21 protein-coding genes and 1 pseudogene are annotated in these 23657 nt (G+C 70.2%); 9 read left to right on the plus strand and 13 right to left on the minus strand.

All coding sequences use genetic code 11. The annotated features are described in order from the left end of the window. The first annotated feature begins 4 nt into the window (after window positions 1–4). From ACH4SP_RS03550 to ACH4SP_RS03570, 5 genes are all read left to right on the plus strand, one after another. Window positions 5–682 carry a response regulator gene (locus ACH4SP_RS03550; RefSeq protein WP_398409524.1) on the plus strand — a complete coding sequence of 226 codons (678 nt, stop codon included), beginning with the start codon at window positions 5–7 and terminating at the stop codon, window positions 680–682. A 110-nt stretch (window positions 683–792) separates the two neighbouring features. Further along, window positions 793–1962: a hypothetical protein gene (locus ACH4SP_RS03555; RefSeq protein ID WP_398408759.1), complete on the plus strand. Its 1170-nt coding sequence runs from the start codon at window positions 793–795 to the stop codon at window positions 1960–1962. 89 nt (window positions 1963–2051) lie between these two features. Continuing rightward, window positions 2052–3113, plus strand: coding sequence for a hypothetical protein (locus ACH4SP_RS03560; RefSeq protein WP_398408761.1), 1062 nt, complete (start codon window positions 2052–2054; stop codon window positions 3111–3113). A gap of 422 nt (window positions 3114–3535) precedes the next feature. Then, entirely contained in the window at window positions 3536–3859 is a 324-nt protein-coding gene (locus tag ACH4SP_RS03565; RefSeq protein ID WP_398408763.1) for a hypothetical protein, read from the plus strand. A gap of 248 nt (window positions 3860–4107) precedes the next feature. Then, window positions 4108–4818 carry a hypothetical protein gene (locus ACH4SP_RS03570; protein ID WP_398408765.1) on the plus strand — a complete coding sequence of 237 codons (711 nt, stop codon included), beginning with the start codon at window positions 4108–4110 and terminating at the stop codon, window positions 4816–4818. Window positions 4819–4864: 46 nt separating this feature from the next. Here the strand turns inward: ACH4SP_RS03570 and ACH4SP_RS03575 are convergent, their stop codons facing one another. From ACH4SP_RS03575 to ACH4SP_RS03595, 5 genes are all read right to left on the minus strand, one after another. Continuing rightward, a complete protein-coding gene (locus tag ACH4SP_RS03575) occupies window positions 4865–7255 on the minus strand; it encodes a CHAT domain-containing protein (protein ID WP_398408767.1) in 2391 nt (796 codons plus the stop codon). Next, a complete protein-coding gene (locus ACH4SP_RS03580) occupies window positions 7252–8061 on the minus strand; it encodes a hypothetical protein (protein ID WP_398408769.1) in 810 nt (269 codons plus the stop codon). Before ACH4SP_RS03580 ends, ACH4SP_RS03575 begins: the two co-directional genes overlap by 4 nt. Then, window positions 8058–9119: a hypothetical protein gene (locus tag ACH4SP_RS03585; RefSeq protein WP_398408770.1), complete on the minus strand. Its 1062-nt coding sequence runs from the start codon at window positions 9117–9119 to the stop codon at window positions 8058–8060. The genes ACH4SP_RS03580 and ACH4SP_RS03585 overlap by 4 nt, the downstream gene beginning before the upstream one ends. Further along, on the minus strand, window positions 9116–9502 hold the full coding sequence (locus ACH4SP_RS03590) for a hypothetical protein (protein ID WP_398408772.1): 387 nt from the start codon (window positions 9500–9502) through the stop codon (window positions 9116–9118). The genes ACH4SP_RS03585 and ACH4SP_RS03590 overlap by 4 nt, the downstream gene beginning before the upstream one ends. Window positions 9503–9704: 202 nt before the next feature. Further along, window positions 9705–10382 carry a GGDEF domain-containing protein gene (locus ACH4SP_RS03595; protein WP_398409526.1) on the minus strand — a complete coding sequence of 226 codons (678 nt, stop codon included), beginning with the start codon at window positions 10380–10382 and terminating at the stop codon, window positions 9705–9707. Between the two features lie 700 nt (window positions 10383–11082). Between ACH4SP_RS03595 and ACH4SP_RS03600 the strand changes: the two genes are divergently transcribed. The 3 genes from ACH4SP_RS03600 to ACH4SP_RS03610 all read left to right on the plus strand — a co-directional run bounded on the left by ACH4SP_RS03600 (window position 11083) and on the right by ACH4SP_RS03610 (window position 13410). Beyond that, window positions 11083–11748: a deoxynucleoside kinase gene (locus ACH4SP_RS03600; protein ID WP_398408774.1), complete on the plus strand. Its 666-nt coding sequence runs from the start codon at window positions 11083–11085 to the stop codon at window positions 11746–11748. A 482-nt stretch (window positions 11749–12230) separates the two neighbouring features. Further along, entirely contained in the window at window positions 12231–12500 is a 270-nt protein-coding gene (locus ACH4SP_RS03605; protein ID WP_398408776.1) for a hypothetical protein, read from the plus strand. A 574-nt stretch (window positions 12501–13074) separates the two neighbouring features. Then, window positions 13075–13410, plus strand: a complete 336-nt coding sequence (locus tag ACH4SP_RS03610; protein WP_398408778.1) for a GNAT family N-acetyltransferase — start codon at window positions 13075–13077, stop codon at window positions 13408–13410. 392 nt (window positions 13411–13802) lie between these two features. Here the strand turns inward: ACH4SP_RS03610 and ACH4SP_RS03615 are convergent, their stop codons facing one another. The 7 genes from ACH4SP_RS03615 to ACH4SP_RS03645 all read right to left on the minus strand — a co-directional run bounded on the left by ACH4SP_RS03615 (window position 13803) and on the right by ACH4SP_RS03645 (window position 21036). Then, entirely contained in the window at window positions 13803–14888 is a 1086-nt protein-coding gene (locus ACH4SP_RS03615; protein WP_398408780.1) for an ABC transporter ATP-binding protein, read from the minus strand. Next, window positions 14885–15985, minus strand: a complete 1101-nt coding sequence (locus ACH4SP_RS03620; protein ID WP_398408782.1) for a FecCD family ABC transporter permease — start codon at window positions 15983–15985, stop codon at window positions 14885–14887. Before ACH4SP_RS03620 ends, ACH4SP_RS03615 begins: the two co-directional genes overlap by 4 nt. Window positions 15986–16048: 63 nt before the next feature. Then, window positions 16049–17257, minus strand: coding sequence for an ABC transporter substrate-binding protein (locus ACH4SP_RS03625; protein WP_398408784.1), 1209 nt, complete (start codon window positions 17255–17257; stop codon window positions 16049–16051). Beyond that, the gene (locus ACH4SP_RS03630) at window positions 17254–17727 is read right to left on the minus strand and encodes a hypothetical protein (RefSeq protein ID WP_398408786.1); all 474 of its coding nucleotides are present in this window, start codon (window positions 17725–17727) and stop codon (window positions 17254–17256) included. The genes ACH4SP_RS03625 and ACH4SP_RS03630 overlap by 4 nt, the downstream gene beginning before the upstream one ends. A gap of 174 nt (window positions 17728–17901) precedes the next feature. After that, on the minus strand, window positions 17902–18999 hold the full coding sequence (locus ACH4SP_RS03635; protein ID WP_398408788.1) for a phytanoyl-CoA dioxygenase family protein: 1098 nt from the start codon (window positions 18997–18999) through the stop codon (window positions 17902–17904). Between the two features lie 78 nt (window positions 19000–19077). Beyond that, on the minus strand, window positions 19078–20046 hold the full coding sequence (locus tag ACH4SP_RS03640; protein ID WP_398408790.1) for an SAM-dependent methyltransferase: 969 nt from the start codon (window positions 20044–20046) through the stop codon (window positions 19078–19080). Between the two features lie 132 nt (window positions 20047–20178). Continuing rightward, window positions 20179–21036 (minus strand): phytanoyl-CoA dioxygenase family protein, encoded by an 858-nt coding sequence (locus ACH4SP_RS03645; protein WP_398408792.1) that lies wholly within the window; start codon window positions 21034–21036, stop codon window positions 20179–20181. Between the two features lie 190 nt (window positions 21037–21226). Here ACH4SP_RS03645 and ACH4SP_RS03650 point away from each other — a divergent pair. Then, window positions 21227–21751: pseudogene (locus tag ACH4SP_RS03650) on the plus strand (adenosylcobinamide amidohydrolase); the annotation flags it as partial. Window positions 21752–21859: 108 nt separating this feature from the next. On the opposite strand, the gene ACH4SP_RS03655 reads toward ACH4SP_RS03650, so the two are convergent. Further along, window positions 21860–23650 carry an ATP-binding cassette domain-containing protein gene (locus ACH4SP_RS03655; protein ID WP_398408794.1) on the minus strand — a complete coding sequence of 597 codons (1791 nt, stop codon included), beginning with the start codon at window positions 23648–23650 and terminating at the stop codon, window positions 21860–21862. Between the last annotated feature and the right edge of the window lie 7 nt (window positions 23651–23657).

The raw sequence follows: 23657 nt of genomic DNA on the forward strand, positions 1-23657 counted from the left end.
TGAAGTGGAGAGCGAGCGGGAGCCGGTGCGCATCGTCGTCGTCGACGACGAACAACTGGTGCGGATGGCGCTGCGGCTCGTCATCGACGGCGAACCGGACCTGACTGTCGTCGGAGAGGCGGCCGACGGGGACGCCGCGCTCGCCGTGGTGGACGAACAGCGGCCGGACGTCGTACTGATGGACGTGCGGATGCCCGGCCGCGACGGCCTCAGCACCACCCGCGAACTCCTCACCCGGCCGTCGCCGCCACGGGTGCTCATGCTGACCACGTTCGACGCCGACGACCTGGTCCTTGGCGCCCTGCGCGCCGGAGCGCTCGGGTTCGTCCTCAAGGACACCCGGCCGCCGCAGATCCTCGACGCGGTGCGGACCGTTGCGGAAGGCGAGCCCGTGCTGTCTCCGGCGGTCACCGCACGGGTGATCGCCGCGGCCACCGCACCGCAGTCCCCGCACACCCGCGACGCATCCCGCGAAGCCGCACGTACGCGGCTGTCCACGCTGACCGAACGAGAACTCGAAACCGCCCGGGCCATCGCGGACGGACTGGACAACCCGGAAATCGCCCGGCAGCTCCACATCAGCGTCGCCACCGTCAAGGCGCACACCGGCAGCCTCTTCGCCAAACTGGCGGCCCGGAACCGGGTACAGATCGCGCTCCTGGTCCGCGACGCGGAACAATGACCTGGTCCGCCTGCTCCCCACCGGGGCGGCGATGTCAGTGCAGTCCGGTTTGAATCGGTGCAGAAGCACTTACTGACCACGGTCACAGAACCAGAGGTGTGAAGCAGCACATGAGCGATCAGCCGGTATTCGTCCTGAGCGAGAACCTCCAAGCGCTGGAGCCCGCCGCGTTCGAGACGGAGGAGGAATTCCAGGAGCTCCTGGCGCGCCATCCCAGGGTGCTGGACTTCGGGACGCTCGCGGACGGACAGCCGCTGCGGCTGACGCTTGTGGCCCGCGAGATGGGGGTTCCGACGAGCACGGACAGCGGGTCGATGTACTGGCTCGACCACCTGTTCGTCGATGCCGACGGCGTGCCGACCCTCGTGGAGGTCAAGCGGGCCAGCGACACCCGTATCCGCCGGGAGGTCGTGGGCCAGATGCTCGATTACGCCGCCAACGGTGCCCGCTACTGGCCTGCGGCCCTGCTCCAGCACTCTTTCGAGAGGACCTGCCAGTCGGATGGCCGGTCGCTGGAGGAAGCGTACGGTCAACTGCTCGGTGACCGCGATCCGGAAGATTTCTGGACAACAGTGGAAGAACGGCTGTCAGTCGGGCAAATGCGACTGCTTTTCGTTGCCGACGAAATTCCGCTGGAATTGCGGGCAATCGTGGAGTTCCTGAACCGGCAAATGCGGCAGACAGATGTGTACGCGGTCGAACTGGCCCAGTACAAGGGCGGCGGCGATCTATGCGTCCTCGTGCCCCGCATTCACGGTGAAGTCGCTACCGCCGCCAAGACTCCTTCCGGACAGCGCAGCAAGCGGAAGATGACGCGCACGGAAATGGATGCAGCAATCGACAGCCGGTGCACTCCCGAGGTGCGCCGGGTGGCGCGCCTCCTGCTCGACCACGCGGAGGAACACGGCCGCCTCGTGGGCGGCACCGCGCAATACCCCAGCATGAACGTCTACTACCGAACGGAGGCAGGGGAACTACCAGTCGGCACACTCTCTTTGTACGACGGGCCGATGAAGGAACAGTTCTCTTTCAGCTTTGCTCCGATCGTCAAACGATTCGGTTTTGATACGACCGCCGATTTCGCGGAGGCCCTGCCGACCGTGGGCGGGATGGGCAAGAAACTGGAGAAAGAACGGGCATCCGGCTTTCCTGGAATTCCCTCCGTCTCGTTGTCTGCCCTTGCCGCCGAACCCCAAGCGGCCGAAAGGATCCTGGCAGCAATCGAACAGCTCGTTGGTCCCCGGGGCTCCTTTCCTCGATCCATCGACCGGAGTCAATAGGAGGGGGCAGTATGTCCCCGGTACTCGAAGCGGCTGGAGCCCTGCGAGAATGAGAAGCGGTTCTGTCGACTCTGGAGTCGGAGGTCCGGATGAGCCGGGAGCACGTGTTGGTGGTTGGCGGGGACGGCGGGCCTCGCCGGGCCGACCCGACGACTCTGGCAGGCGCGGGCTTTGTGGAGCGCCAAGACCTTCAGCAGTGGATCATCAAGCACCCCGCACTGCTGGGCGATCTCCTGATCCTCACTGAGGAATATTCCTCATGGGAGACAACGGACAACTCCAAGGTGTCCAAGCGCCTCGATCTGCTGGCCCTCGACGGCCAAGGGCGACTCGTGGTCATCGAGCTCAAGAGAGACGACGCACCCAAGGACGTCCATCTTCAGGCGATCACGTACGCGGCGATGGTGTCTCGCTTCAATGAGGAGACGCTGCTTGGCGTCTACGCCCAATTCCTCTCAAAGACCACGGGCACCTTCGTCTCCACGGACGAGGCCAGGGAGAGGATAGTAGAGCACTGTGATGGCGAATTCGACGCTCGGGAACTCAAGCGGCCTCGCCTGATGATTGTCGGGGGCAACTTCCGACGCGAGGTGACCAGTTCCGCGGTGTGGCTGACCGAGATGGGAATCGACGTCGACCTCATCGAAACCCAGGCGTGGAACACCGGATCAGGCACCATCGTCACGTTCTCCAAGCTCTACCCGGTACCCGGCCTGGAGACCTTTACGGTGACCCCCGCTCGCGCCGAACAGGCGGAGCTCAAGGCGCGCGCCGAGCGCCGCGAGCACGTCGCGCACAGCGTGAAGCGCATCCAAGAAGCGGGCCAGCTGGAGGAGGGCACTCAGATACGGCTCAGCTTCGCCCATACGGGCCAGGCCCTGCCCAGGTACCAACGGCTGCTTGACTGGGCCCAGGAACTGCCTGACCGCACCAGAGCGACGTGGACCAATGAGGACCCTCGCGGGCTGAGGTGGGCTGCCGACGGCGAGTTGTACAAGCCGACGACCTTGATGAAGTACATGTGTCTCGAAGCCACGGGTGAGAAGCCCTCCAACCTCCCGGGGCCGGAATACTGGGTCGTGGTCTCAGGCGCTACGGAGCTACGAGGCAAAACGCTCAAGGAAGTCGCTGACGGCATCGACGTCGGCTAGGCGGGCGACCTGGATACCGCTGACGCTTCCGCGGGGTCCGGGCCGCCTGGACGAGGACGTCAGTCCGTAGGGCCCGTACGACACCGATGGGCCGGGGCGGACGCTTGAGGTCGACGGCACGGCCGACCTCATGGAACGCCTCAGCACGGCCAGCCGTTTCGCATCCGGCGTACGGGCGGTCCAGCGCGGCCGGCTCGCCTCCGGCTGACCCTGGCCCCGATCGCCCCCGCGCGAGGCCGTCACGGTGTTCAACCACCTTCGCGAAGACTTCTGGATTCGGATGCCGTGCCGCTCCCGCGAGGCTTGGTCCCCAGCGTGCGGTCCTTGGCAGTGAAGACTCCGGGAGGCATCGCGGACAGACGCAAGGCGTAGTGCGCGATGGTGTGATGGCGCGTTGGCGTGATGACCCCTATGGTCCCCTCATGTGGGAGTACGCGGTGTGGGGAGCGGTGGGCGCAGCCGTGAACCGCGCGTTGATCTTCATGGAGGCCAACCGGCGGGCCAAAGGCCCTGCTTGGCGGTACCCCGACGGTCCGGGCGGTGGATTCTTCCTCCTCGCGAGCGCGCTGCACTGTGCGATAGGCGTCGGTATCACGCTCGCTGCGGCCTTGTCCGGGATCATCGCTACGCCCCTGCTCGCGCTCGGACTTGGCGCTGTCGCACCGGCCGCGATGGCCAAGGTCGGACGCTATGCGCTGGCCGCTCTGGACCCCGTTCCACCGGGCGTCGGCGGGCGAGAGGAGTGAGCGGGATGGGTTCGCCCCGCGTGTTCTGGCGCCGCCTGCTGTTCGCCTTCTCCGACGCCGCACCCGTCTTTCGGACACAGGGCCGGACTCCGGAAGGGGGCCGGGTACGACGCCTTCTCCTGGCGTTCTCCGATGCGTCGCCGGCCTTCCGGCCCGTGCCGGTACCCGCGCCGATGGATGCGCCGGCCGCTGACGACCGGGCTCGCCCTCCTCGGCGGCCTGAGCATCCCGACCCTGAAGCCGATGTCGTGGCCGAAGCATCGTTCACTCCGCGGCAGCCCCTGGTGCTGTGTCTGGACACCTCCAGCTCCATGGCGGGTGCGCCGATTCAGGCCCTCAATACCGCGTTGTACGAGTGGACCGAGGAGCTGCGCGGGGATCCCTTCCTCAGCTCCACCGTCGAGGTCGCTGTGGTGACCTTCGGCGGGCAGGGCGCGACCCTGTGGCGAGGCCCGCGCCCTGTGCCGTCCCGGGCATCGGTCACCCCGTTCGTGCGTGCCGACCTCTTCGAGCCTCCCCGCCTCACGGCGGCCGGTGTGACGCCCATGGTCGAGGCACTGAACCTGACGGTCCGTCTTGTCGCCGCTCGCACAGGTGAGTTGGCGAGCGCAGGGGCTCTGTACCGCAGGCCGACCGTCCTGCTGGTGACCGACGGGATGCCGACCGACGCCCAGGGGCACCTGACGGAGACATGGAAGGCACTCGTCCCCGTGCTGACCGGTGAACAACGGGCCAGGCGGCTCAGGTTCTACGGGATCGGGATGGGTGACATCACCCACGCGGGCTACGAGGTGCTGGAGGCGTTGGCGCCGGACTTCCACGCCCGGCTACCCGGATTTCCGTTCCGGGAACTGTTCCGGATGATGTCGGTCAGCGTCGGCATGGTGCGGCAGGAGGCCGGGGACGATGCGCATGCGGAGGCCTTCGCCCAGTTCAAGAGCGCGTGGCAAGCCGGATGACGAACTCTCGCGCGAGCGGTACAGGCACACACCTCAGACACACACCTCAGGCACCGGTGAAGGTGAACGCCGCCCAGAAGATGGGCGCGGCCATGGTTCGCTCACCCGGGTCCGCCAGTACGACCTGTTCCCAGCACGCCGTCGCGACGGCCGGGGAGAAGCGGTCGGATGCGTCGAGGTGCGCCGCGAAGTAGGCGCTCTTCTCCCCGTTCGTCGTGTCGCGCACCCACTGCTGGGCCCGGCGCAGCGCCTCGGCCGGTGGGAGGCCGTCCGCCCGCCAGTACCCGTAGAACATCGTCATGATCATCATGGCGTCACGGTCGGGCAGCGGCCATTGGGACGCGACCGCACCAGCTGCCCCTGCACGTACGAACGCACTGGCCAGGCCCGCGGACTCGTCCGGGAACTGCTCCTGAGGTGTGGCGGTGTCACAGGCCGACAGCACTGCCAGCCGGATCTTCAGCGCGAGGGAGTAGATGTCGTCGAGGGTGAGTGTCTCGCCATGAGCCAGCACCAGACCGGCGTTTCCGCCGTCCCAGCCCTGGGGGATGGCGTGGCAGGCGAAGTGCACGACGTTCGCCCTGGCCAGGACGGTCAGCACCGCTTCCTTGGTCGCCCTGTCGCGGGCCAGCCGCGCCTTGCGCGCCCAGAAGGCGCCGGCTGCCTCTCCCTCGGTCTCGGCGAACGGCAGCTGGAGCAGGTGCGGATCCGCCACACCGGGATCAGCGGGATCCTCGACGGTCAGGAGTACGTCGTCACTCACCCACCGGGCACGCCGCTGCGCCCGTCGCAACGCCCGCAGACTCGGCGCGTACACGATCAGCGTGTCGTCCATCGCGTACCGGCGGCCGGTGGGCCCGGACGCCTCCGGCCGCCAGGCCGCGTGCAGCGGGAGCACGGACAGGGGACCGCATGCGACGAGCGCGATCCGCGGCCGAGCGCCGAGTTCGGCCAGGACCGGACCCATCGCACTGCTCCAGAGCCACTCGCCCACCCAGTCCAGCATCCGCTCCCAGGTGTCGCGATCGGTACCCCGCTCCTGCTTGGCGCGCAAGAGCCGTTCCGCCCAGCCGATCACGGGCTCCGAGGCCAGATCGGGCAGCGGCAGGTAGGTCGCCCGGCCCTCCCGGACGATCACGGCGAAGCCCGACGGTGCGCAGGTCGCGAGGAAGACCGCGGGCGTGTCCCTGGAGGCGGCGAGCAGCTCGTCGAGTTTCGGCAGCTGCGGGTCGGTCAGTACGGTGCGCCACTCCTCCAGGACGAGCAGGGCCTTCTCCGGCTGTCCCGCCTCGGCCCACGCGTAGGCGGCCTTCGACGCCAGCCGGATGTCCACGCTGAGCATCAGCCGCCGGTTGGCCGGGGCTTCCTGGGCCTCCAGCATCCTTCGCAACAGCGACAGCTTTACGGAGAAGGCCTCGGCGGCCTCGCGCCACGAGCGGCGTTCCAGGGACCAGTCGCCGAGTTCGTCGGCCGCCGAGACGGCGGCGCCGGGGTTGTCGGAGGCTGCCGTCTCCATCGCCGAGCGCAGCGCGGCCGTCCCCTCGTCGAGGTCCTCGGGGCCGCCGGACACGGCATGGCGCTCCCGCAGCGCGCAGCCCAGATTCAGCAGTGCCCCACCGCGCTCGATGAAGTCGTCCTGCGCGTCCGTCACACCCGTGCGCGCCAGCTCGACGGCACGGTGGAGCACGGCCAGGTCGCGGTTGGCCCGGTAGAGGCGGAGGCAGGCCTCGGTCAGTCGGTGCCGGAGGATGGCCCGGTCCTCCGCCTCCTCGCGTCTCGCGAGGTGGAGTGCTTGCTCGAAGAGTTCAACCGCCTCCGCCAGCAGACCGGGATCCCGGCGGAAGTGGTGCTCGACAATGAGCGCCTGGCCGAGCTGCTCCCTCGCCTCGATGCGATCGTCCCGCGTCCGGGCCGTCTCCACCGCCCGACGGCCTGCAGTGAGTCCGCGGTCGAGATGGTGGCTCTCTTCGGTGCGGTTGGCGAGGGAGGACCAGACCCTGCACTGCATGGCCAGGACTGCGGATCTGCCCTTGCCGACCGCCGGGTCCGCAAGAGCGAGGGCGAGGATTTCCGTCGCGCGTTCCAGGTCGGTGATGGCTCCGCCGCGGCCCTGGCGGACGAAGAGGACGGCAGCCAGATCGATCGCGTAGTCGGCGACGCGCGGTGACCCGCGGGACAACTCGAACGCACGGGAGTAGGCGGGGAGCGCCGCTTCGAGGTCGCCGTCGTCGGCGTGGACCCTCGCCAGATTCAGCCAGGCGGCAGGGGAGTTCGGGTACAGCAGGGTCATCTGGTCGGCCGGCTCCAGCCGGGCCCCCTTGGCGAGCAGGGTCTCAAGCCATCCGTCGGCCCTGGCCGCGTGCCGCTCGGCGCGGTCCCGCCGGAACCAGCTCATGTCCGCCCGGAACCAGCTCATGTCCGCCCGGAACCAGCTCATGTCCGCTCCGCGGCGCGGAGCGCGGCCTCGTAGACCATCGCGTCCTGCGATCCGGTGGGAGCCTCGTCGCGCGCCGTGCGAAACGTGGCTGTTGCCCGCGCCCGGATCACTGGATCCTCCGTCGCCTCGGCCAACAGCAGCAGACAGCGGCCGAGCTCGTACAACGTTTCGCACCGGCCCGGCGGGCCTGCCCCGGCATGGTCGCGGGCGCTTTCCAACAGCTCGATCGCCGTGGTGAGCGCGTCGGCATCGCGGGTGGATTCGTAGGCGTGCCTGTGCGCCAGGCCCGCTTGGTGGCGCAGCCAGCGGACACGGCCGTGGGTGGCGTCCAGAGCCATGAGCCGCTGATCGGCAAGGACGTCTCGCCATGCTTCCAGGGTCGCCGCTACGTCGACCCCGTTGCCCGTGGCCATGGACCTGCGAAGCAGCCCGTCGGCCAGCTCCATGCGGTCCCACGATTCGCGCAGCGCGCGTTCCAGGACCGCGGGCCCGACGCCGAGTTCACGGCAACGCCTCAGGTACTTGATCTGGGCGAGGAAGAAGTCCAGGCCTTCGCGGTGGAACCCCGGGGCGAGGTTGGAGACGAGCGCGCTCGCCACCTGCTCACCGAGTTCGGTGAGCAGTTCGGGGAAGTCGCTCAGCGCGTCGGCCTCGTCCATGGGGGTCTCGGGGGTGAGGAACAGGGTGACACCCTCCAGGAGGCGTCTGGCCTGCTTGACGTTCTTCACTGGAATCTCGTACGCACCTATCACCAGGTGCACCCGACGACGGTCGATCCGGATGACCGGACCGGGGGGCTCCGTCATGTCAGCCGCCTTTCACCCGACGGGCCTTCTGGGGAGACGTAGTGAAAAGCCGCGCCCTGCGGCGGTACGCCCCGCCAGAGGTAAGCGGTCAGATCCTTGCCGCGTGCCCTCTCCTCGGCCGGGTCGGCGGGCGGAGGAAGGTGCACGGCCTCGTAGAGCCGGTGCCGGTTCAGCGTGAAGGCCGCCTCGACGAGCGTGCCGTACACCCCCGCCGAGGGGAGGAGCGAGACCCGGTACACAAGGACGCCCGCCGTGATCGCGACCGGAAGCGCCCACCACGCCCAGAACGTCCAGAGGACGAAGACGGCGCTCCACAGCCATGCGCGGGCGGCGGTGTCGAGCCGGCTCCGCGCCGTCACGACCTCCGCCTTCGTCGCCTCGTCGAGGAGCAGCCAGAGGTAGGGCCAGCAGACGGCCACGTCGAGGCCGAACCGGTCGCGCGGGCGGCTCTCCACGGCGCGCAGCAGGTTGCCCAGCCGGGTGGGCATCAGGAGATCGAAGTCGGCCGGGATGGTGCGCAGGGTGAGTTGGGCACGTATGAGACGCCGTTGGACCCTGGCGGTCCCCTCCCGTGCCCGGCAGGCGCGCCGGGCGGCGCGGGCATCCGCCGCGAGCGCCCGCATGCCGACCGGGGCGGGGGAAGGGACGGCCGGCCGTGGCACGGCCTCCAGGGCCGAGGCCGCTGCGGCCGCCGCGGCCTGGGCGGCACGCTGGGCACGAAGCCGCCGGTAGAAGTGCCAGGGTACGAAGAGACGGTGGAACGGTCGGGGCCAGTAACCCTCCAGCGTGCGCAGAATGGACGGAGTGATCCGCTCCGCGAAGACCGCTGAGAGGGCGACGGCCAACAATGCGCCGAGAAGCAGGGCCAGTTGCTGGGTGACGGGCAGCCGCGTCGCCTGTCGCCCGATCTCGTCGAGCCTGGCCGTCACGCCTCTGGGGGAGCTCCAGGTCCAGGCGGCGAGGCCGCCGAGCCAGAACAGGAGGGCGGGCGTCAGCAGGCGCGCCATCCACTGCTCGGTCGCCTTGCCGGCGAAGGTCTCCCAGAATTTCCCGATCATGAGGTGTCCTGGACCTCGTACGGGATGCCGTCGCTCGGGCAGACGGGGATCTCGTCGCGCAGATCGAACCGGAACCACGGCGGCCGATCGCAGCGAGGACAGCCGTACCGTACGAGCTGGATGCGCTGCGGATCCCCGAGCACGTCCTCGAACGCCCGCTCGCGCAGTGGCACGGTGAGCAGACTGTGGGCCCACCGCCGGGTGGCATCGTGCGCGACGAGCAGACCGATGACCTTGACCTTCACCGCTTCGCCCCGCGAACTCTGCTCGATGAGGACAGCGAGCTCCCGGGCGACGTCCGGCGCCAGGCTCCCGAGGAGCTCGGGCAGGTGGGGCCGGATCGCCCTGGCCACATCAATGATCTCAGCCTCGGTGAATGCCACGTCTCCCCACCCTGGAAGCACCACACACCACACACCACACACCACACACCACGACGAACCGCCGATCGCGGACAATTCAGTTTCGCACCCTGCTCTGAAGCAGGTGGCGCTTTCATGTGATCGGTGACACACCGGCCCGGCCCCGGCACCGGCTGCGGAGGCACTCGACGAGATTCGCCGGCGGTTCCGGACGGGTCGGCGCTCATGCCGCCCGCCCCCAGAGGTGCGTGCCCGGTCGCCCCGCCCGGCGCCCGTTCACGGACGGCACCGTGGCGTGCTCAGCGGTGGCCAGCATGGCGCGCCCGGAGTGCTTGGCGTCGTACATCGCGGCGTCCGCAGCCCGCTGCAGTACCGACAGGTCACGGCTGCCGATCACGTCCGGGGTCGCGGCGCCGATCGAGGCGGCGACGTGGACCGTGTGCCCGTCGTCCAGACGCACCGGGGTGCACAGCATGCGCATCAGCTGCTCCAGGCGGTGTGTGCGCCCGGCCGCCGGGAGTTCGAGGACGATGGCGAACTCGTCGCCCCCGAGCCGGCCGACGGAGGCGCGCGGGCCTGCCCAGGAGGCGAGCCGGCTGCCGAACGCCGCCAGCACGGTGTCGCCGGCCGCGTGCCCGAGGCGGTCGTTGATGTCCTTGAAGTGGTCGGCGTCAACCATGACCACCGCGGTGGTGTCACCGTACCGACGCAGCAACTGCCGGGCGCGGGCGGTGTAGGCGTCGCGTCGCAGGAGACCGGTGAGCGGATCACGCCTGGTCGCGGCGAGCCGCTTGTGGAGGACGACGGCGTGCACGGTCCAGCCGGTCAACGGCACGGCTGCGGTGGTCAGTAGGAGTGCGCGCTGCCCCCGTGGGGTCAGGGCACGCGGGGTCGAGGCCATCATGGTCCTCCGTCTCGTTTCGTACGGAGTGCATGCCCGGGGCGGCGGCCTTGCTCGGTCGTGGGGGACGACTGTTCCGGGGTGTCTTCGGAATTCGTGGGTGTCGTGCCAGGTGGCCTTGGCGTTCTCGGACTTGCCCGTGGCACCGCGGCGGCGCCGGATCGCGCCCTCGCGGAGCCTGCGACGTGCCTGGCGGTCAACGGCAGCGGACAGATCTCTGCCGGGCAGGTGGATGCCTGGACACCGGTCCGCTGGTCCGCGGTGGCGGTGGGGGGGGGGCAGCCAGCAGTGTCACGCGCTGTGCTGCGCATCGCTGTGCTGTGCTGTGCTGTGCTGCGCGGAGTCAGCCCGTCGAGGGCTTCTCCGGCAAGTCGGCAGTACACCGTCGCCTCGAACGCCACGTTGCCCGCGAGGGCCAGGTGCGGTGATCCGGTGCTCTGGCCGGGGTGGTGCGCAGCGTCATCTATGCTTCTGGACGGTCGCGGGGCGATGACTCGTCGCCGTGCGCGGCAGTGGCTGGCCCGGTCGGTCCGGCCGGTTGCGGAGGTGGTCCTGTATCGGAGCCTCGGCCCGGACGGGACCACAGGTCGCTGATCATGAAGATCTTGGGGAATCGAGTGGACGCCGCGACGCGTCCCTGCGGTTCGGGGTGTCCAGCCCACCCGGCCGCGAAGAAGAAGACCCCAGGGAGAAGCGAGGTATGTCAGTGATCTGCGTCGGAGGCATGATCGGCATCGGCAAGACGAGTGTCGCCGAGCTGATCGCCAAGGAGCTGGGCAGCGAAGTCTTCTACGAGAGCGTGGACGACAACCCGATCCTGCCGCTCTTCTACACGGCGAGCCCCGAGGAGATCCAGGCGAAGCGTTACCCCTTCCTGCTCCAGCTCTACTTCCTGCAGACCCGGTTCGCCTCGATCAAGGAGGCGTACAAGAAGGGCGACAACGTCCTCGACCGGTCCATTTACGAGGACTGGTACTTCGCCAGGGTCAATCACGACCTGGGCCGGATCAGCTCCCTTGAGATGCGGGTGTACGAGGGGCTGCTCAACGAGATGATGCGCGAGATCGACGGACTGCCGTACCGCAAGGCACCCGATCTCATGGTCTACCTCAAGGCGGACTTCGAGACGGTGCTGCACCGGATCGGGCTGCGGGGCCGTGACTTCGAGCAGGACGAGGGCCTCGTCGAGTACTACCGGACGCTGTGGTCCGGCTATGACGACTGGGTGCACAACCACTACTCGGCCAGCGAGGTCCTCGTCGTCGACATGAGCCACACGGACGTGGTGAACAACCCCCAGGACGCGGCCCGCGTGGTCCGGGAGGTCAAGGACGCCCTGGCGGCGGCGGACAGGCTCCGGGCCTGAAGAATCACCCTGGCCCAGCCCCGGCGGGGCTGACGGGGCTGACATCTTCCGACACGTCTACGAGCCGCGACCTCGGAACCTGGAAGAGCCGAGGATCCGCAGACCTGGGCGCGGGCAGCTGTACGCGGTTCACTCAGGGGAACTTGAGTCGGTCGGCTGCCGGGGTTCGACTGCGGGGTCGTCGAGGAGGTCGGTGAGCCGGTCCAAGTCCGGTTGAGCGGTTCGCCGTTCGGTTCTCGCAGCGCAGGGTGCACCACAGGACGCCCTGAGACGAAACGGGTGCGGCAGGGGACAAGGGTGCTGAGCCGCAGGGCCAGCTCGTACCCAGGCCGTAACTGAGTATGGGCACTCAGGCGCCGTGTGGCGCCCGGTGCTGAAGTGGTCCCATGAACACACCCGCCGCATCGTTGGATCCAGTTGCCGACGAGGTACGTTGCACGGCTTCCGCCGATGGCGTCGTCCGTCGGGATCCCTTGTGGTGGGTGATTCCGGCTGGGATCACCGCGCTCACCGCAGCCGCCGGGTACGCGGGGCGGGTACGGGAAGCAGTGCCGCCGGTGTGGCAGTTGGGGTACGTGCTGCCGCTCTGCCTCCTGGTGGCCGTCTGGGTCCTGGCTGCCCGTGACCGGCAGCGCGCTGCTGTATGGAGTGCGGGACTCGGGGCCTTCTTGTGTGCGCTGCTCTACGGCAAAGCCGTCATGGCTGTTGCGTACGCGCTCGCGTTGGCTCTGTGGCTCGTCCAGGGGGACTGACACCGAAGAGCCCGTGGGCCACGGACCGGATCCAGCGGATCGATTCTCCGTTTGCGGTGCTGAGCCAGGCCCTCGGTGTGCAGATCCGCGGACGCACCCGCGTGCGACGCCGCCGTACGGAGCGTCTTCCGGGCGGAGGCGGTCTCCTTGGAACCTCGGCATGTGAGGCAGCGACGGCCGTGACGGCAGCGACGGCCGTGACGGCACAAAGCGCGCATCGGCTCGGGGCCTCGTGTGAGTTGATCGATTATTGATCGGTCGTTCATCGGCGGCGGGCCTACTGGGAGCCAGTGTTCCGTTCGCGTTCTTGGAGGGCCGTGGTGTTCAGGCAGGTTGTTCGAGTGGCGGTCGGTGTGGCGGCGGCCTTGGCGCTCGGCGTCGCGGGCGTGTCGGCCCATACGGGTTCAGCCCCGCGCGCTGGGACGGATTCCGCAGGCCCGGTGACCCCCGAGGGCTGCGGCGCCAGCCCCGCGGGCTGCACATGACAGGTCGTGGCTCCCGCTTCGAGAGCCGGTCTGCGAGGGAGGGATGATCGACATCGTGACGCGTCGGCTGCGGCTACGGCGATTCAGCCATGACGATGCGTCAGTTCTGGCCCGGCTTGATCGGGGATCTCGCTGTCGCGCGAGAGAGCGACCGTGGTCAGGCGGTGGTGGGCATCACGCCGGCGCCGGACATGCGGCATCGGGGCTGCGCGACCGAAGCGATGACCGCCGTGGTCGACCGTCTCCTCGTCACGGTGCAACGGATCACGGCCAGCTGCGACGCCCGCAACACGGCGTCCGCGAAGCTCCTCCGACGGGTGGGCTTCGAACAGTGGGGCCGGGAGAAGCAGTACGTGGACGAGCGTGGCATCCACACCGAAATCCGGCTGTTCAGGATGTCGGGTGAGCAGCCGCGCCGCCCCTGATGAACCTGCATGAACCTGCTGGGAACCAACCGGGATGCACCGAGTCAGCTGGACGAGCCTGCCGAGCCGGGCAGCTCGGAGGAGCGCGAGGCGTAGTCCTCGGACCGGCCCCTCAGGGCCCTCCCGTCCAAGGTGGTGGCCTTCCCGGTGGTTTCCCTCCGCAGGGAAAGGCCGCCACCCAGGACCCCCTGCCTCGTGCTCCCCGCCACCAGTGGGTCGGTGATGACACCGGGTGCACGAGCTCATGTCGGGTCCTGACACGACCAGTTGAGCGGGCATCCTGTGCGGTCCCAGGCGGTCGGCGCCCGGTATTCGACGAGTTGGCGGACGACCGCCTCGGCGGTCGAGAGAGTCAGCAGCGAATTCGCCCACGGACAAGGTCGTACGGACCTCTACCGGGTCCCCTCGCGCACCGCCCGCGCCAGCTCCTCGAAGGTGTGGATGCGTACGCGTCCGTGTCCCCGGCGGAGCAGGAGCGTCCCCTCGCTCTCGGCCACGATGGTGGGCTCCGCGCTCCCGGTTTCCCGGACCATCGTCAGGCCCTCCCGTGCCAGGGCCCGTTCCAGCAGCGGGAGCAGGTGTGCGGGCGCGTCGGCCGTCACTGTGCCCCGGGTGGCGCGTCGCAGGCCGAACGTCGCCGTGACCGGGTCGAAGGCCAAGTGCTCGGAGTCGAACGCGGCGGCCAGGGCCGCGCTGCGGATCAGGTCCTCCGGCGCGCCCGCGTGCAGCCGGGACTGCCGGTCGATCAGCCACACCACGTCGGCGATGCGCAGCGCCAGCTCCAGGTCGTGCGTGCTGGCGACGACCGTGAGGTTCCGCTGCCGGGCCAGTCCGTGCAGCAGCGCGATGAGCGCCGCGCGGGACGGGGCGTCGAGGAAGGCCGTGGGCTCGTCGAGCAGGACGACGCGCGGCTCCTGAGCGAGGGCGCGTGCGATCAGCACCCGCTGGCGTTCCCCGTCGGACAGCTCGCCGACCGGGCAGTCCGTCAGATCCGTTGCGGCGACGGCCTCCAGCGCCCAGGCGACCGCGGTGTGGTCGGCCGCGGTGAGGCGGCCGGTCATGCCGGTGTGGGGGTGGCGGCCGAGCGCGACCAGTTGCCTCGCCGACAGCAGCCCGGGGGCGATCCTGTCCGTGAGGACGACGGAGAGTTGGCGGGCCAGCACGGCGGGGGGACAGCTGTGCACGTCCGTACCGTCGACGAGGACGCTCCCTTCGAGAGGCCGCAGCAGCCCGCACAGGGTGCGCAGGAGGGTGGACTTGCCCGCTCCGTTGGGGCCGAGCAGGACGGTCAGTTCCCCGGGGCGCGCCAGCAGGTCCAGGCCGTCCAGGACCCGGCGGCGCACCGGACGACCCCAGGCCCGGCGGTGGACGTACCCGACGGTGAGCGCATGGGCGGCCAGCCCGCCGTTCTCGGGGACCGACGCTCCGCGCGCCGGACCCGGTGCGCGCCGGAGCGATCCCCGGGCGCGCTCGGTCACGGTTCCATCTCCCGCATGGCGCGGCGGCTCCGGACCAGCAGCGCCACCACGAGGGGTGCACCGAACAGGGAGGTGATGGCGTTGAGGGGGAGGGCGGTCTCCACGCCGGGCAGATGGCTCAGCAACGTACAGGCCAGGGCGGTGCAGGCACCCGAGAACAGCGCGGTGGGCACCATGACGCGGTGGTCCGACGTGCCCAGAGCGATCCGGGTCAGATGGGACACTGCCAGGCCGAGGAAGGCCACCGGGCCGCAGAAGGCGGTGACGCCGCCCGCGAGGACGGTGGTGCCGAGCAGCGAGAGGTGACGGCTGCTGCGGGCGTTGAGCCCCATCGTGCGCGCGTAGTCCTCGCCGAGCAGCAGAGCGTTGAGCCGCTTCGTCGTCAGCAGCGCCAGCGCCAGCCCCGCGGCGAGCACGGGGAGCATCACCGCCAGGTCGGGCCAGGCGGTGGAGTCGAACGTGCCCAGCCCCCACAGCAGGAACTGCTGGGCGTACTCCGGCCTGGCGAACACCAGCACCACGCTGACCAGCGAGGTCGCCATCGAGCCGATCATGGCGCCGATGAGCAGCAGCGTGGCGGCCGAGCGCGTCCGCAGCGACAGCAGCAGGACCAGTGCCAGGACGGCGCCCGCTCCGGCCGCCGCGGCGAGCACCACGCCGATGCGGCCCAGTCCTGCGAGGTCACCTGTGAAGGCACCCGCCGCGCCGCCGCTGCCGGCGACCACCGCGGCGACGCCCATGCTCGCGCCGGAGCTCACGCCCAGGGAGTACGGGTCGGCCAGGGGGTTGCGGAAGAGCGTCTGCATCTGCACCCCGGCCACGGCGAGCGCCGCGCCCGCCGCTGCCGCCGTCAGGGCGCGCGGCAGCCGCAGTTCATGGACGATCACGGTCCAGCGCGGGTCCTGCGCGGGCCGTCCCAGGAGGATGCGGAAGACGTCGTCGAGGGGGACCGGCTGGGGCCCGAGCGCGATGGTGAGGACGAACAGCACGGCGCCGGCCAGGGCGAAGCCCGCCATGACCAGCGTGCGTCGGCGGCTTCCCGGCACGGCGACGCGGACGCCGGGCCTGCGAGCCGCCCGGCGGGCTTCGATCCGCATCCGTCGCCTCCCTGCTTCCGCCGCCTCCCCACTTCCGTCGCCTCCCTGCTTCCGGGGCACTCGCTATGTCCGGGGCACCCGCTCGTAGTAGGTGAAGCGGTGGCCCGGGGCGAGGTCCGGGTGGAGTACGGCGACGAGGTCCGCCAGGACGAGGTCGGGCCTCAGGACCCCGCTCTCGTAGAAGTCGTTGCCGCCGTCGGGGCCGAGGGACTTGGTGTTGGACCAGACCTCGCCGCTGCTGACGGCGGTGAGCCGGGCGTGGCGAGGGTCGGCCCTGACCGCGTCGGCCGTCGACTTCCACGTCTGGTCGACCAGCCAGGTCCGGGCGCTCCCGGCCTTGGCGTACACGGTCTCGAAGCTGAGCCGCAGACTGCCGGTGCTGCGGTCCCCCTGCCAGGGGTAGCTGCCGCCCGCCGTCGTGACCAACTGGCCGAAGTACGAACCGCCGGCGGCCAGCGTCCAGGACCCCTGGAGGAGCGTGCCGAGCAGGACGGGGGTGGGCGGGGCCGCCTTGGCCGCGGTCGCCGCCACGCGCCGATAGTCCTGCTCCACCTCGCGGAACACCTCGCCCGCGCGCTTCTCCGCGCCGGTCAGGGCGGCCACGGCCTTGACCCACTCGGCTCGTCCCAGCGGGGTGGGTTCCAGCCACTCCGCGTTGGCGACGACACCGATGCCCGCCCTGCGCAGCTTGGCGAACTGGGGGTCGTCCATGCCCGCGGTCATCACCGCGTCGGGCCGAGCGGCGATGACCTTCTCGGTGTTGACGGTGCCGTTCGGCGCGTACTCGGCGACCTTCCCCGCCGCGATGCGCTTGCGTACGTCGGCGGAGACCACGTACTTGGTGCTGGCCACCCCGGTGAGCGCACCGAGGCTTCCCGAGGCGGTGAGCAGCGAGAGTTGGGTGGTGGAACCGGAGTAGAGGCTCTTGACGGGGACGGTGATCCGCTGGGCGCCGGCCAGGTCGCCGGTGAGTTCGGGGCTGGGTGCGCCGCAGCGCACCAGGACGTACGACTCAGGCCTGCCCTTCGGGTAGGGCTCCTTGACGGTGAGTACCTGGTAGCTCTTCTCGTAGCGGATGGTGAAGTTCTTCGCGTGCCGGACCGTGGACTTGTCCGGGAAGTAGTCGCGGTCGGAGGAGAAGGGGGCGTCGCAGCCCTTGTCGCGCCCCTTGGCGGTGTCCTGCGGGCCTGGCGGGTCCGAGCTGCAGGCCGCGAGTGCCAGCAGCAGGGCCGTGAGCAGGGCCAGGAGCGCGGGCGGGCGCGGCCGTGTCATGCGCGGAAGCCGAAGGAGGCCACGTAGGTGAAGTCGACGGCCTTGTTGGACAGTCGGCGCAGCACGAAGTCGTCGTACAGCCCGGCCGGGACGGTGGTGTCCACGCCGACGCGGACGCCGAGGTACAGCCGCGAGCCCCGGCCCGTGAGGTCGAGGGGGATCTCGTACCGGGTGTTGCTGCCGGTGAGCCGTGCGGTGGCGAGCGTGGTGCGGTTCCAGTGGTTGGGGTCGGCCGGGTCCGGGAGGAAGAGGAACACCTCGACGGGGTGGCCCGGGTAGCCCTGGAAGGTCCGCAGGTCGTCGGTGTCGAGTACGAGAGTGGTGGCGTGGGGGCCGTTGGGGTTGGTGCGCTCCAGGGTCAGTGGCAGTTCGGTCGCGAGTCCCGAGTACGCCGCGTCGGCGTAGATCCCCGGCTCGTCACCGAGGTGGATCCTTCCCTGCCACACCAGTTCGGCCTGCGACGACAGCATGCGGGTGCCTCCTCTGTAGGACAGCGGTACGCGCGTCGGAGAGCGTGGTGTACGCGTCGGGGGCGAGCATCGGGTCCGACGCGTGCGCACGGCACTCGTGTGCGCTTTCTGTCCAGTGTTCCGAGATGTGGCGGGTGCTGCCACCGAAGTACGGACACTGGCCGGTTCACGTCCTCAGCCGTGGTTCTCGTGGTTCTCATGGTGCTGAAGGTGCGTGGGGGCGGCGTTGTGGTCTTGGGCGGGCGGGGTGCTCAGGGAGCGGCACAGGGCCTGTGCCTCGGCCACCGTGTCCGGATCCGGGCTGTGCCGCGCGGCGATCCGCAGCGCGCGCAGTGCGCCTCTGTCCCCCGCCCGTCCGGCGGCCAGCGCCTGCTGGTCGCGCCGGTCGTCGGGCGCCGCGTCGTAGGGGACGGTTCTGGCCGGCTGGCGTTTCCAGTAGTACGCGAGGGGATCGTCGGTGCCGCGCGGCCAGGTGCGGTAGACCTCGTCCCAGGTGTACGGCTCGCCGAGGAGTTCGACGCAGCCTTCGTTGACCGGTTCGTGGAGCGGCTGGTAGCGGCAGTCGGTGGAGATCCGCAGGGTGCGGCTGGTGTTGGGGGTGCCCCGGTGCACGGTGAAGGGGTCGATTATCAGGAGGTCGCCGGGGTTCATGGGGTTGCTGAGACAGGATGACGGTCGTATGTCGGCCTCCCATCCGACGACGGCCTCGTTGCTCAGGCGCATGGGAAGTTGTCCGTGCCCGTGCGAGCCGGGAAGGACGCACAGGGACCCCGAATCCGCGGTGACGGGTGTCAGCGGGGTCCACACCGTCAGGGTGCGCGGCGAGCCCTGGACCCCGGGATGGTCCTGGTGCCAGCCGCTCTCGGGCGGGGCGCCGGGTGCCCGGGGGTGGACGACGCGCAGCACCTTGCGGGGGTGGACGAACACCGGCTCGCCCAGGAGGTCCTCCAGCAGGGCGAGCAGAGCGGGGTCGTGCAGCAGTGCGTGCAGGGCGCGGCAGCTCCACATCGAGCGGTGCACACGGGCGTACCGGGGGTCGGGCGGCCACACCGCGGCGGCGGGGTTCGCGACGGGGAGCGGGTCCCGGGGACGGCCGGGCAGCAGCCAGCCCGCCTCGCGGGCCAGTGTCAGCACCGTGTCGCGCACGGTGGCGACGCGGTGCGCGGGAAGGAAACCGGGCAGGAAGACGTAGCCGTCCGTGGCCAGTCGGCGGGTCAGCGCGGCCCTGTCGGAGAGCAGACGGCCGGAGTCGGTGAAGGCGCGGATGTCCATGGGCGTCATCTTCGGAGGAGGGGGCTTCAGTGTCCGCCGGACGTGAGTGACGGCGGTGACTGCGACGACGGGACCGGCTCAGGGGAGTTCGGGTCTGCGGACGAGGACGCGCCGGTAGGTCATGTGCCGGCGCGCATAGAGCTGGAGGGTGATGTTGACGGCCTCGACGAACTCCTTGACCATCAGCTCCCCGTAGGCGGGCCTGCCCGGGGCGCCGATCGGATCGCCCGGCCAGTCGGAGATCACCTGCGGAGCGAAGTACTCCCACATCTGCCGCTCGAAGTGGTCGGCCATCGGACCGCGGGCCACGTCGCCGAAGTCGAGCGAGGTGTGGGCGGGCAGGAAACCCACCGCCATCAGGTCGTCCTCAAGGGTGTGGGTACGGGCGAAGTGCGGGAACTGGAAGTGGGCCACCAGAGCGGCCACGTCCTCCGGGGTGGCCAGCGGCGTCAGCAGCCAGTCGTCGATTACGAACCGGCCGCCCGGCTCCAGACTGGAGAAGACCTGCTCGAACAGGGCCCGGTGGTCCTGCACCTGGTAGAGCATGTTGATGCTGACCGCGGCGGCGAAGGGGCCGCCCGGTACGGACCGTTGGCAGTCCCCGAGCACCACGGTGACGCTGCCTTCTCCCATGGGCCGGATCGCGTTGAGCCTGCGGCTGGTCGCGGCGTGCGCCGCCGAGTTGGTCACCGACGTCACGCGCACCCCGTGCTCCCGCGCCAGCAGCCGTGCCGGACCGCCGAGGCCGCCTCCGACGTCCAGCACGCGTTCCCCCGCGGTGAGTCCGGCCAGTTCGGCGATCTGCCGGGTGTGCAGGGCGGCGCCGTCCCGCCACCGCCGCCCGTCCGACCAGATCGCCGGATCGGGGACCATCGGCGGATGCAACAGGTCGCCCGTCAGATAGATGTGCAGTCCTCCGCCGGGCAGGCCCCGACCGGCGCCGACGACGTCCCGGGCGTAGTGCCCGTTGTCCCGTACGGGGAGGGGACCGTCGGTCGGGCGGTCGCCGCTGTCGATCGCACCGGAGGGCCTGTCGCTGGCGTGCACGGGCGCTTCCTCATCTCTGCCGGGAGCCGCTTTGCGTGGGCGGGGCCTTGCGACTGTGCGTGGGCGGGGCCTCGCGACCTTGCGTGGGCGGGCCTTGCGACTCTTCGTGGGCGGGGCCTCGCGACGCGGGTCTCACCGTCGGCGCGGCAGTCGACGGTACGGCACCGGCGGGTGGTCGGGACCGTCGTAGGTCGGCAGTACGCGGCTGACCCGGGTGCCCCGCAGGGGGTGCCCCGGCTGCCGCCACCAGCCGGCCTCGGGCAGGCAGAACTGCCGTACGTAATGCGCTCTGAACTCCTCGGGGAGGTCCTGGAAGTGCGGGGCGAAGAGCAGATCGACGGCGGTGCGCGCGGTGTCGGTCCCATTGGGGTGGGTGGCGTGCAGCACCCGTACGTCCCCGATGACCAGATCGCCCGGGTCCGCCTCGATGGTGATCTCGTCGGGTACGGGCAGATGGGACACGGTGTCCTGCGGCTGGTTCTCGATGGTGACCGTGTGCGGTTCGGGGAGGGCGCTGTGCAGCGGGTGCCAGGTGCGATGGCTGCCGGGCACCGCCCGCAGCGCACCGTTCTCCTTGCGGGTGGGCTGGAGGTAGAGCATGCAGAAGATCTGGGGCGGCCGCGCGGCGAAGCTGAGCTCGTGGTCCCAGGCCCACCAGTCCTGGTGCCACCACAGGCCGGGCGAGCGGGGCGGCTTGGTGATGACGTACCCGCTGATCCAGCGCGGATCGGTGAAACCGAGCAGCCGGAAGGCGTCCTGGAGCGCGGGCGAGGTCAGCAGGTCGGCGTGCGGATCGTCCTCCAGCCGGACCGGAATCAGACTTCCGTGGTGGGCGTACCGCTGGAGGTGGGCGGGGGTCTCGGAGTGCAGCTTCCGCTGGGCCAGGTCCCGCAGACGTGCCGTCAGATCGTCCGGGACCACGCCGCTGATCAGACATAATCCATCGTCCGACAGCTGTTCGGCCAAGTGAAGGTTGCTCGTATGAGCCATGTGGCTCTTCCTTCCGACACCCGCTGGGTCGTAGCAGCGAGGAACGTACCAGCACGTGTCGCGGACAGGGAGAGCCGCGGAGAAATCGGCTCGAAATGCTCACCGAGGACAGGAGAACGCGATGGAGATCGAGTTGCGCGGAGCCGTGGGAGCCCCGCTGCTGCTGATACGGGTGGGGCCGGGCCGGCGCATGCTCTCGTCCGGCTCCCTCGGCGGCGGTCTCGGCAGCCGCTCCTGGGTGATCAACGCGCAGGTGCCGGTCTCCTACGCGCGCACCGACCTCGCCGCGCACCTGGGCGAACTCGCCGACGCCTGCGGCCTGGAGGACGCGGGCGTCGGCATGCTGACGGCCGCCGCCGTCCGCCACTACACCCGCGCCGACGTGCAGGGCGCACAGGCGATGGCGACCGTGGGACTGAGCGTGCCGACCTGGGCCGTGGACCACGAAGGGCAGCCCCCGCAGGCCGTGCCGCGGCCCGGCACCGTGAACATCGTGGCGACGCTGCCGGTGCCCTTGGATGACGCCGCTCTGGTCAACGCGGTGATGACGGTGACCGAGGCAAAGACCCAGGCCCTCCTGGAGGCGGGCTTCGCCTGTACGGGAACGGCATCCGACGCGGTGTGCCTGGCGGTCCCGTACGCCACGGGAGGAGCGGCCCCCGAACCCTTCTGCGGTCCGCGGTCCCTGTGGGGCGCCCGGCTCGCCCGCGCCGTGCACCGCGCGGTGCTGGAAGGCGCCCTGTCCTGGCGCGAGCGCCACCCGGACGGCAGGACGGAGGCGTCGGCGCAGGCCGATGCCCGGTCGGCGCAGGCCGCGACCCCGTCAGCGCAGGCCGCGACCCGCGCGGGCCGGGACCTGCCGCCCGGCGGTGACCAGGCAGACGAGGGCGAACAGGGCCAGCACCAGCAGCGGCCAGGACAGTCCGGCCCGCCAACCGTTCAGGACCAGACCGCGGACCACCTCGATCGCGTACGTCAGCGGATTGAGCCGGGCGACCGCCGCGAGCCACTGCGGCATGGCGTCCAGCTCCACGAACGCGTTGCTCGCGAACAGCAGGGGAAATGACGCGAACCCGCTGATCGCGAAGAACGTCGTATGGCTGGAAGAGGTGTACGCCAGGGCGATGAACGCAGCAGTGAGCGCGGCGGTGAGCAGCATGACGGCGACCAGGACGAGCAGCGTGTCACCGACGTGCGCGGCGGGCCGCGCTCCCAGCGCCAGGGCCACCAGCAGGATGATCACCGTCTGCACGGCGCCCAGCGCCATCTGGAAGAGGATCCGGCTGACCACGATGGAGCCGCGGGCCAGCGGCATGCTCATCAGCCGCCCGAGATACCCGGTCTCCTTGTCCCACAGCAGCGGCACGGCACCGCTCACCCCGAGGCCGACCGCGGTGAACGCGATCACGCCCGGCAGCATGAAGGCGATGTAGTCCGCGCCGGCGACCGCCCCGGGATCCACCGCGCCCCGCAGCGAACTGCCGAAGAAGACCAGCCAGATCGCCGGCTGGAGCAGGGTGAAGACGAGGTTGAGGCGCTCCCTGCGCAGTTGGAGGTACCAGCGGCGGAGCAGCGCGACCGTTTCCTGCCGGTAGCCGCTCAGCCGGCCGCGCGCGCCGAGGTGCGCGGACGCGGCCGGCGACGGAGGCCGCGCGGGCGCCGGGGGCCGTTCCTCGTCCGCGGCGTTCACCCGGTGGCCGGTGTGCAGCAGGAAGACGTCGTCCAACGTGGGCCGCTGGTAGCCGATCTGGTCGACGACGACACCGTGCTCGTGGCCCGCACCCGCCACGAACGCCAGCGCCGCCATGGCGTCGTCGACGTGCAGGTGCACGGTGCGCGGCTCAGGCTCCAGTAAGCGGTGGACCCAGTCCTGGCCGTCGACGAGGGAGCGGATCCCCGCGACGTCGTCCGTGACCACGTGCAGCACCTCGGCGCCGACGCCGTACTTCAACTCGTCCGGCGCGCCGCTGACCACCTTCCGCCCCTCGTCGATGATGGCGACGCGGTCGCACAGCCGATCGGCCTCGTCCAGGTAGTTGGTGGTGAGCAGCACGGACACGCCGTGGCCGCGCAGTCGGGCCACGTGCTCCCATATTCGGTGCCGGGCCTGCACGTCGAGACCGAGAGTGGGTTCGTCGAGGATCAGCACCTCGGGCTGCTGGAGCAGCCCGCAGGCAAGGTCGAGGCGCTTGAGCATGCCGCCGGAGAACTCCGCGACCTGCCGGCCCGCCTCGGGCAGCAGACCGACCACGTCCAGGACCTCGGACACCCGGCGCTCCCGCTCCCGGCGCGGGATGTGGTGCAGGTCCGCCTCGATCTCGGCGCTCTCACGGGCCGTGAGGAGATGGCGTACGCCCTTCTCCTGGGACACGTAGCCGATGCGCCGTCGCACTTCGGCCGCGTCGCGGGAGACGTCCAGTCCGCACACCGTCGCCCGGCCGCTGGTGGGGGACAGGAGGGTGGTGAGAATCCTGATCGTGGTCGTCTTTCCGGCGCCGTTGGGCCCGAGGAGACCGAAGATCTCTCCGGGCCGCACCTCGATGTCCAGTCCGTCGACGGCCCGGCGTCCGCCGAACTCGCGTGTCAGGCCCTCGGTCTTGATGACGGGATTCATACGGAGC

Source organism: Streptomyces sp. NPDC021093 (genome assembly GCF_044333135.1).
Taxonomy (GTDB): domain Bacteria; phylum Actinomycetota; class Actinomycetes; order Streptomycetales; family Streptomycetaceae; genus Streptomyces.

Coding starts and splice junctions, on each gene's coding strand:
- ACH4SP_RS03555 (WP_398408759.1), top strand. CDS start 793: ATGAGCGATCAGCCGGTATTCGTCCTGAGCGAGAACCTCCAAGCGCTG.
- ACH4SP_RS03560 (WP_398408761.1), top strand. CDS start 2,052: ATGAGCCGGGAGCACGTGTTGGTGGTTGGCGGGGACGGCGGGCCTCGC.
- ACH4SP_RS03565 (WP_398408763.1), top strand. CDS start 3,536: ATGTGGGAGTACGCGGTGTGGGGAGCGGTGGGCGCAGCCGTGAACCGC.
- ACH4SP_RS03575 (WP_398408767.1), bottom strand. CDS start 7,255: ATGAGCTGGTTCCGGGCGGACATGAGCTGGTTCCGGGCGGACATGAGC.
- ACH4SP_RS03580 (WP_398408769.1), bottom strand. CDS start 8,061: ATGACGGAGCCCCCCGGTCCGGTCATCCGGATCGACCGTCGTCGGGTG.
- ACH4SP_RS03585 (WP_398408770.1), bottom strand. CDS start 9,119: ATGATCGGGAAATTCTGGGAGACCTTCGCCGGCAAGGCGACCGAGCAG.
- ACH4SP_RS03595 (WP_398409526.1), bottom strand. CDS start 10,382: ATGGCCTCGACCCCGCGTGCCCTGACCCCACGGGGGCAGCGCGCACTC.
- ACH4SP_RS03600 (WP_398408774.1), top strand. CDS start 11,083: ATGTCAGTGATCTGCGTCGGAGGCATGATCGGCATCGGCAAGACGAGT.
- ACH4SP_RS03610 (WP_398408778.1), top strand. CDS start 13,075: ATGACGATGCGTCAGTTCTGGCCCGGCTTGATCGGGGATCTCGCTGTC.
- ACH4SP_RS03620 (WP_398408782.1), bottom strand. CDS start 15,985: ATGCGGATCGAAGCCCGCCGGGCGGCTCGCAGGCCCGGCGTCCGCGTC.
- ACH4SP_RS03625 (WP_398408784.1), bottom strand. CDS start 17,257: ATGACACGGCCGCGCCCGCCCGCGCTCCTGGCCCTGCTCACGGCCCTG.
- ACH4SP_RS03630 (WP_398408786.1), bottom strand. CDS start 17,727: ATGCTGTCGTCGCAGGCCGAACTGGTGTGGCAGGGAAGGATCCACCTC.
- ACH4SP_RS03635 (WP_398408788.1), bottom strand. CDS start 18,999: ATGGACATCCGCGCCTTCACCGACTCCGGCCGTCTGCTCTCCGACAGG.
- ACH4SP_RS03645 (WP_398408792.1), bottom strand. CDS start 21,036: ATGGCTCATACGAGCAACCTTCACTTGGCCGAACAGCTGTCGGACGAT.
- ACH4SP_RS03655 (WP_398408794.1), bottom strand. CDS start 23,650: ATGAATCCCGTCATCAAGACCGAGGGCCTGACACGCGAGTTCGGCGGA.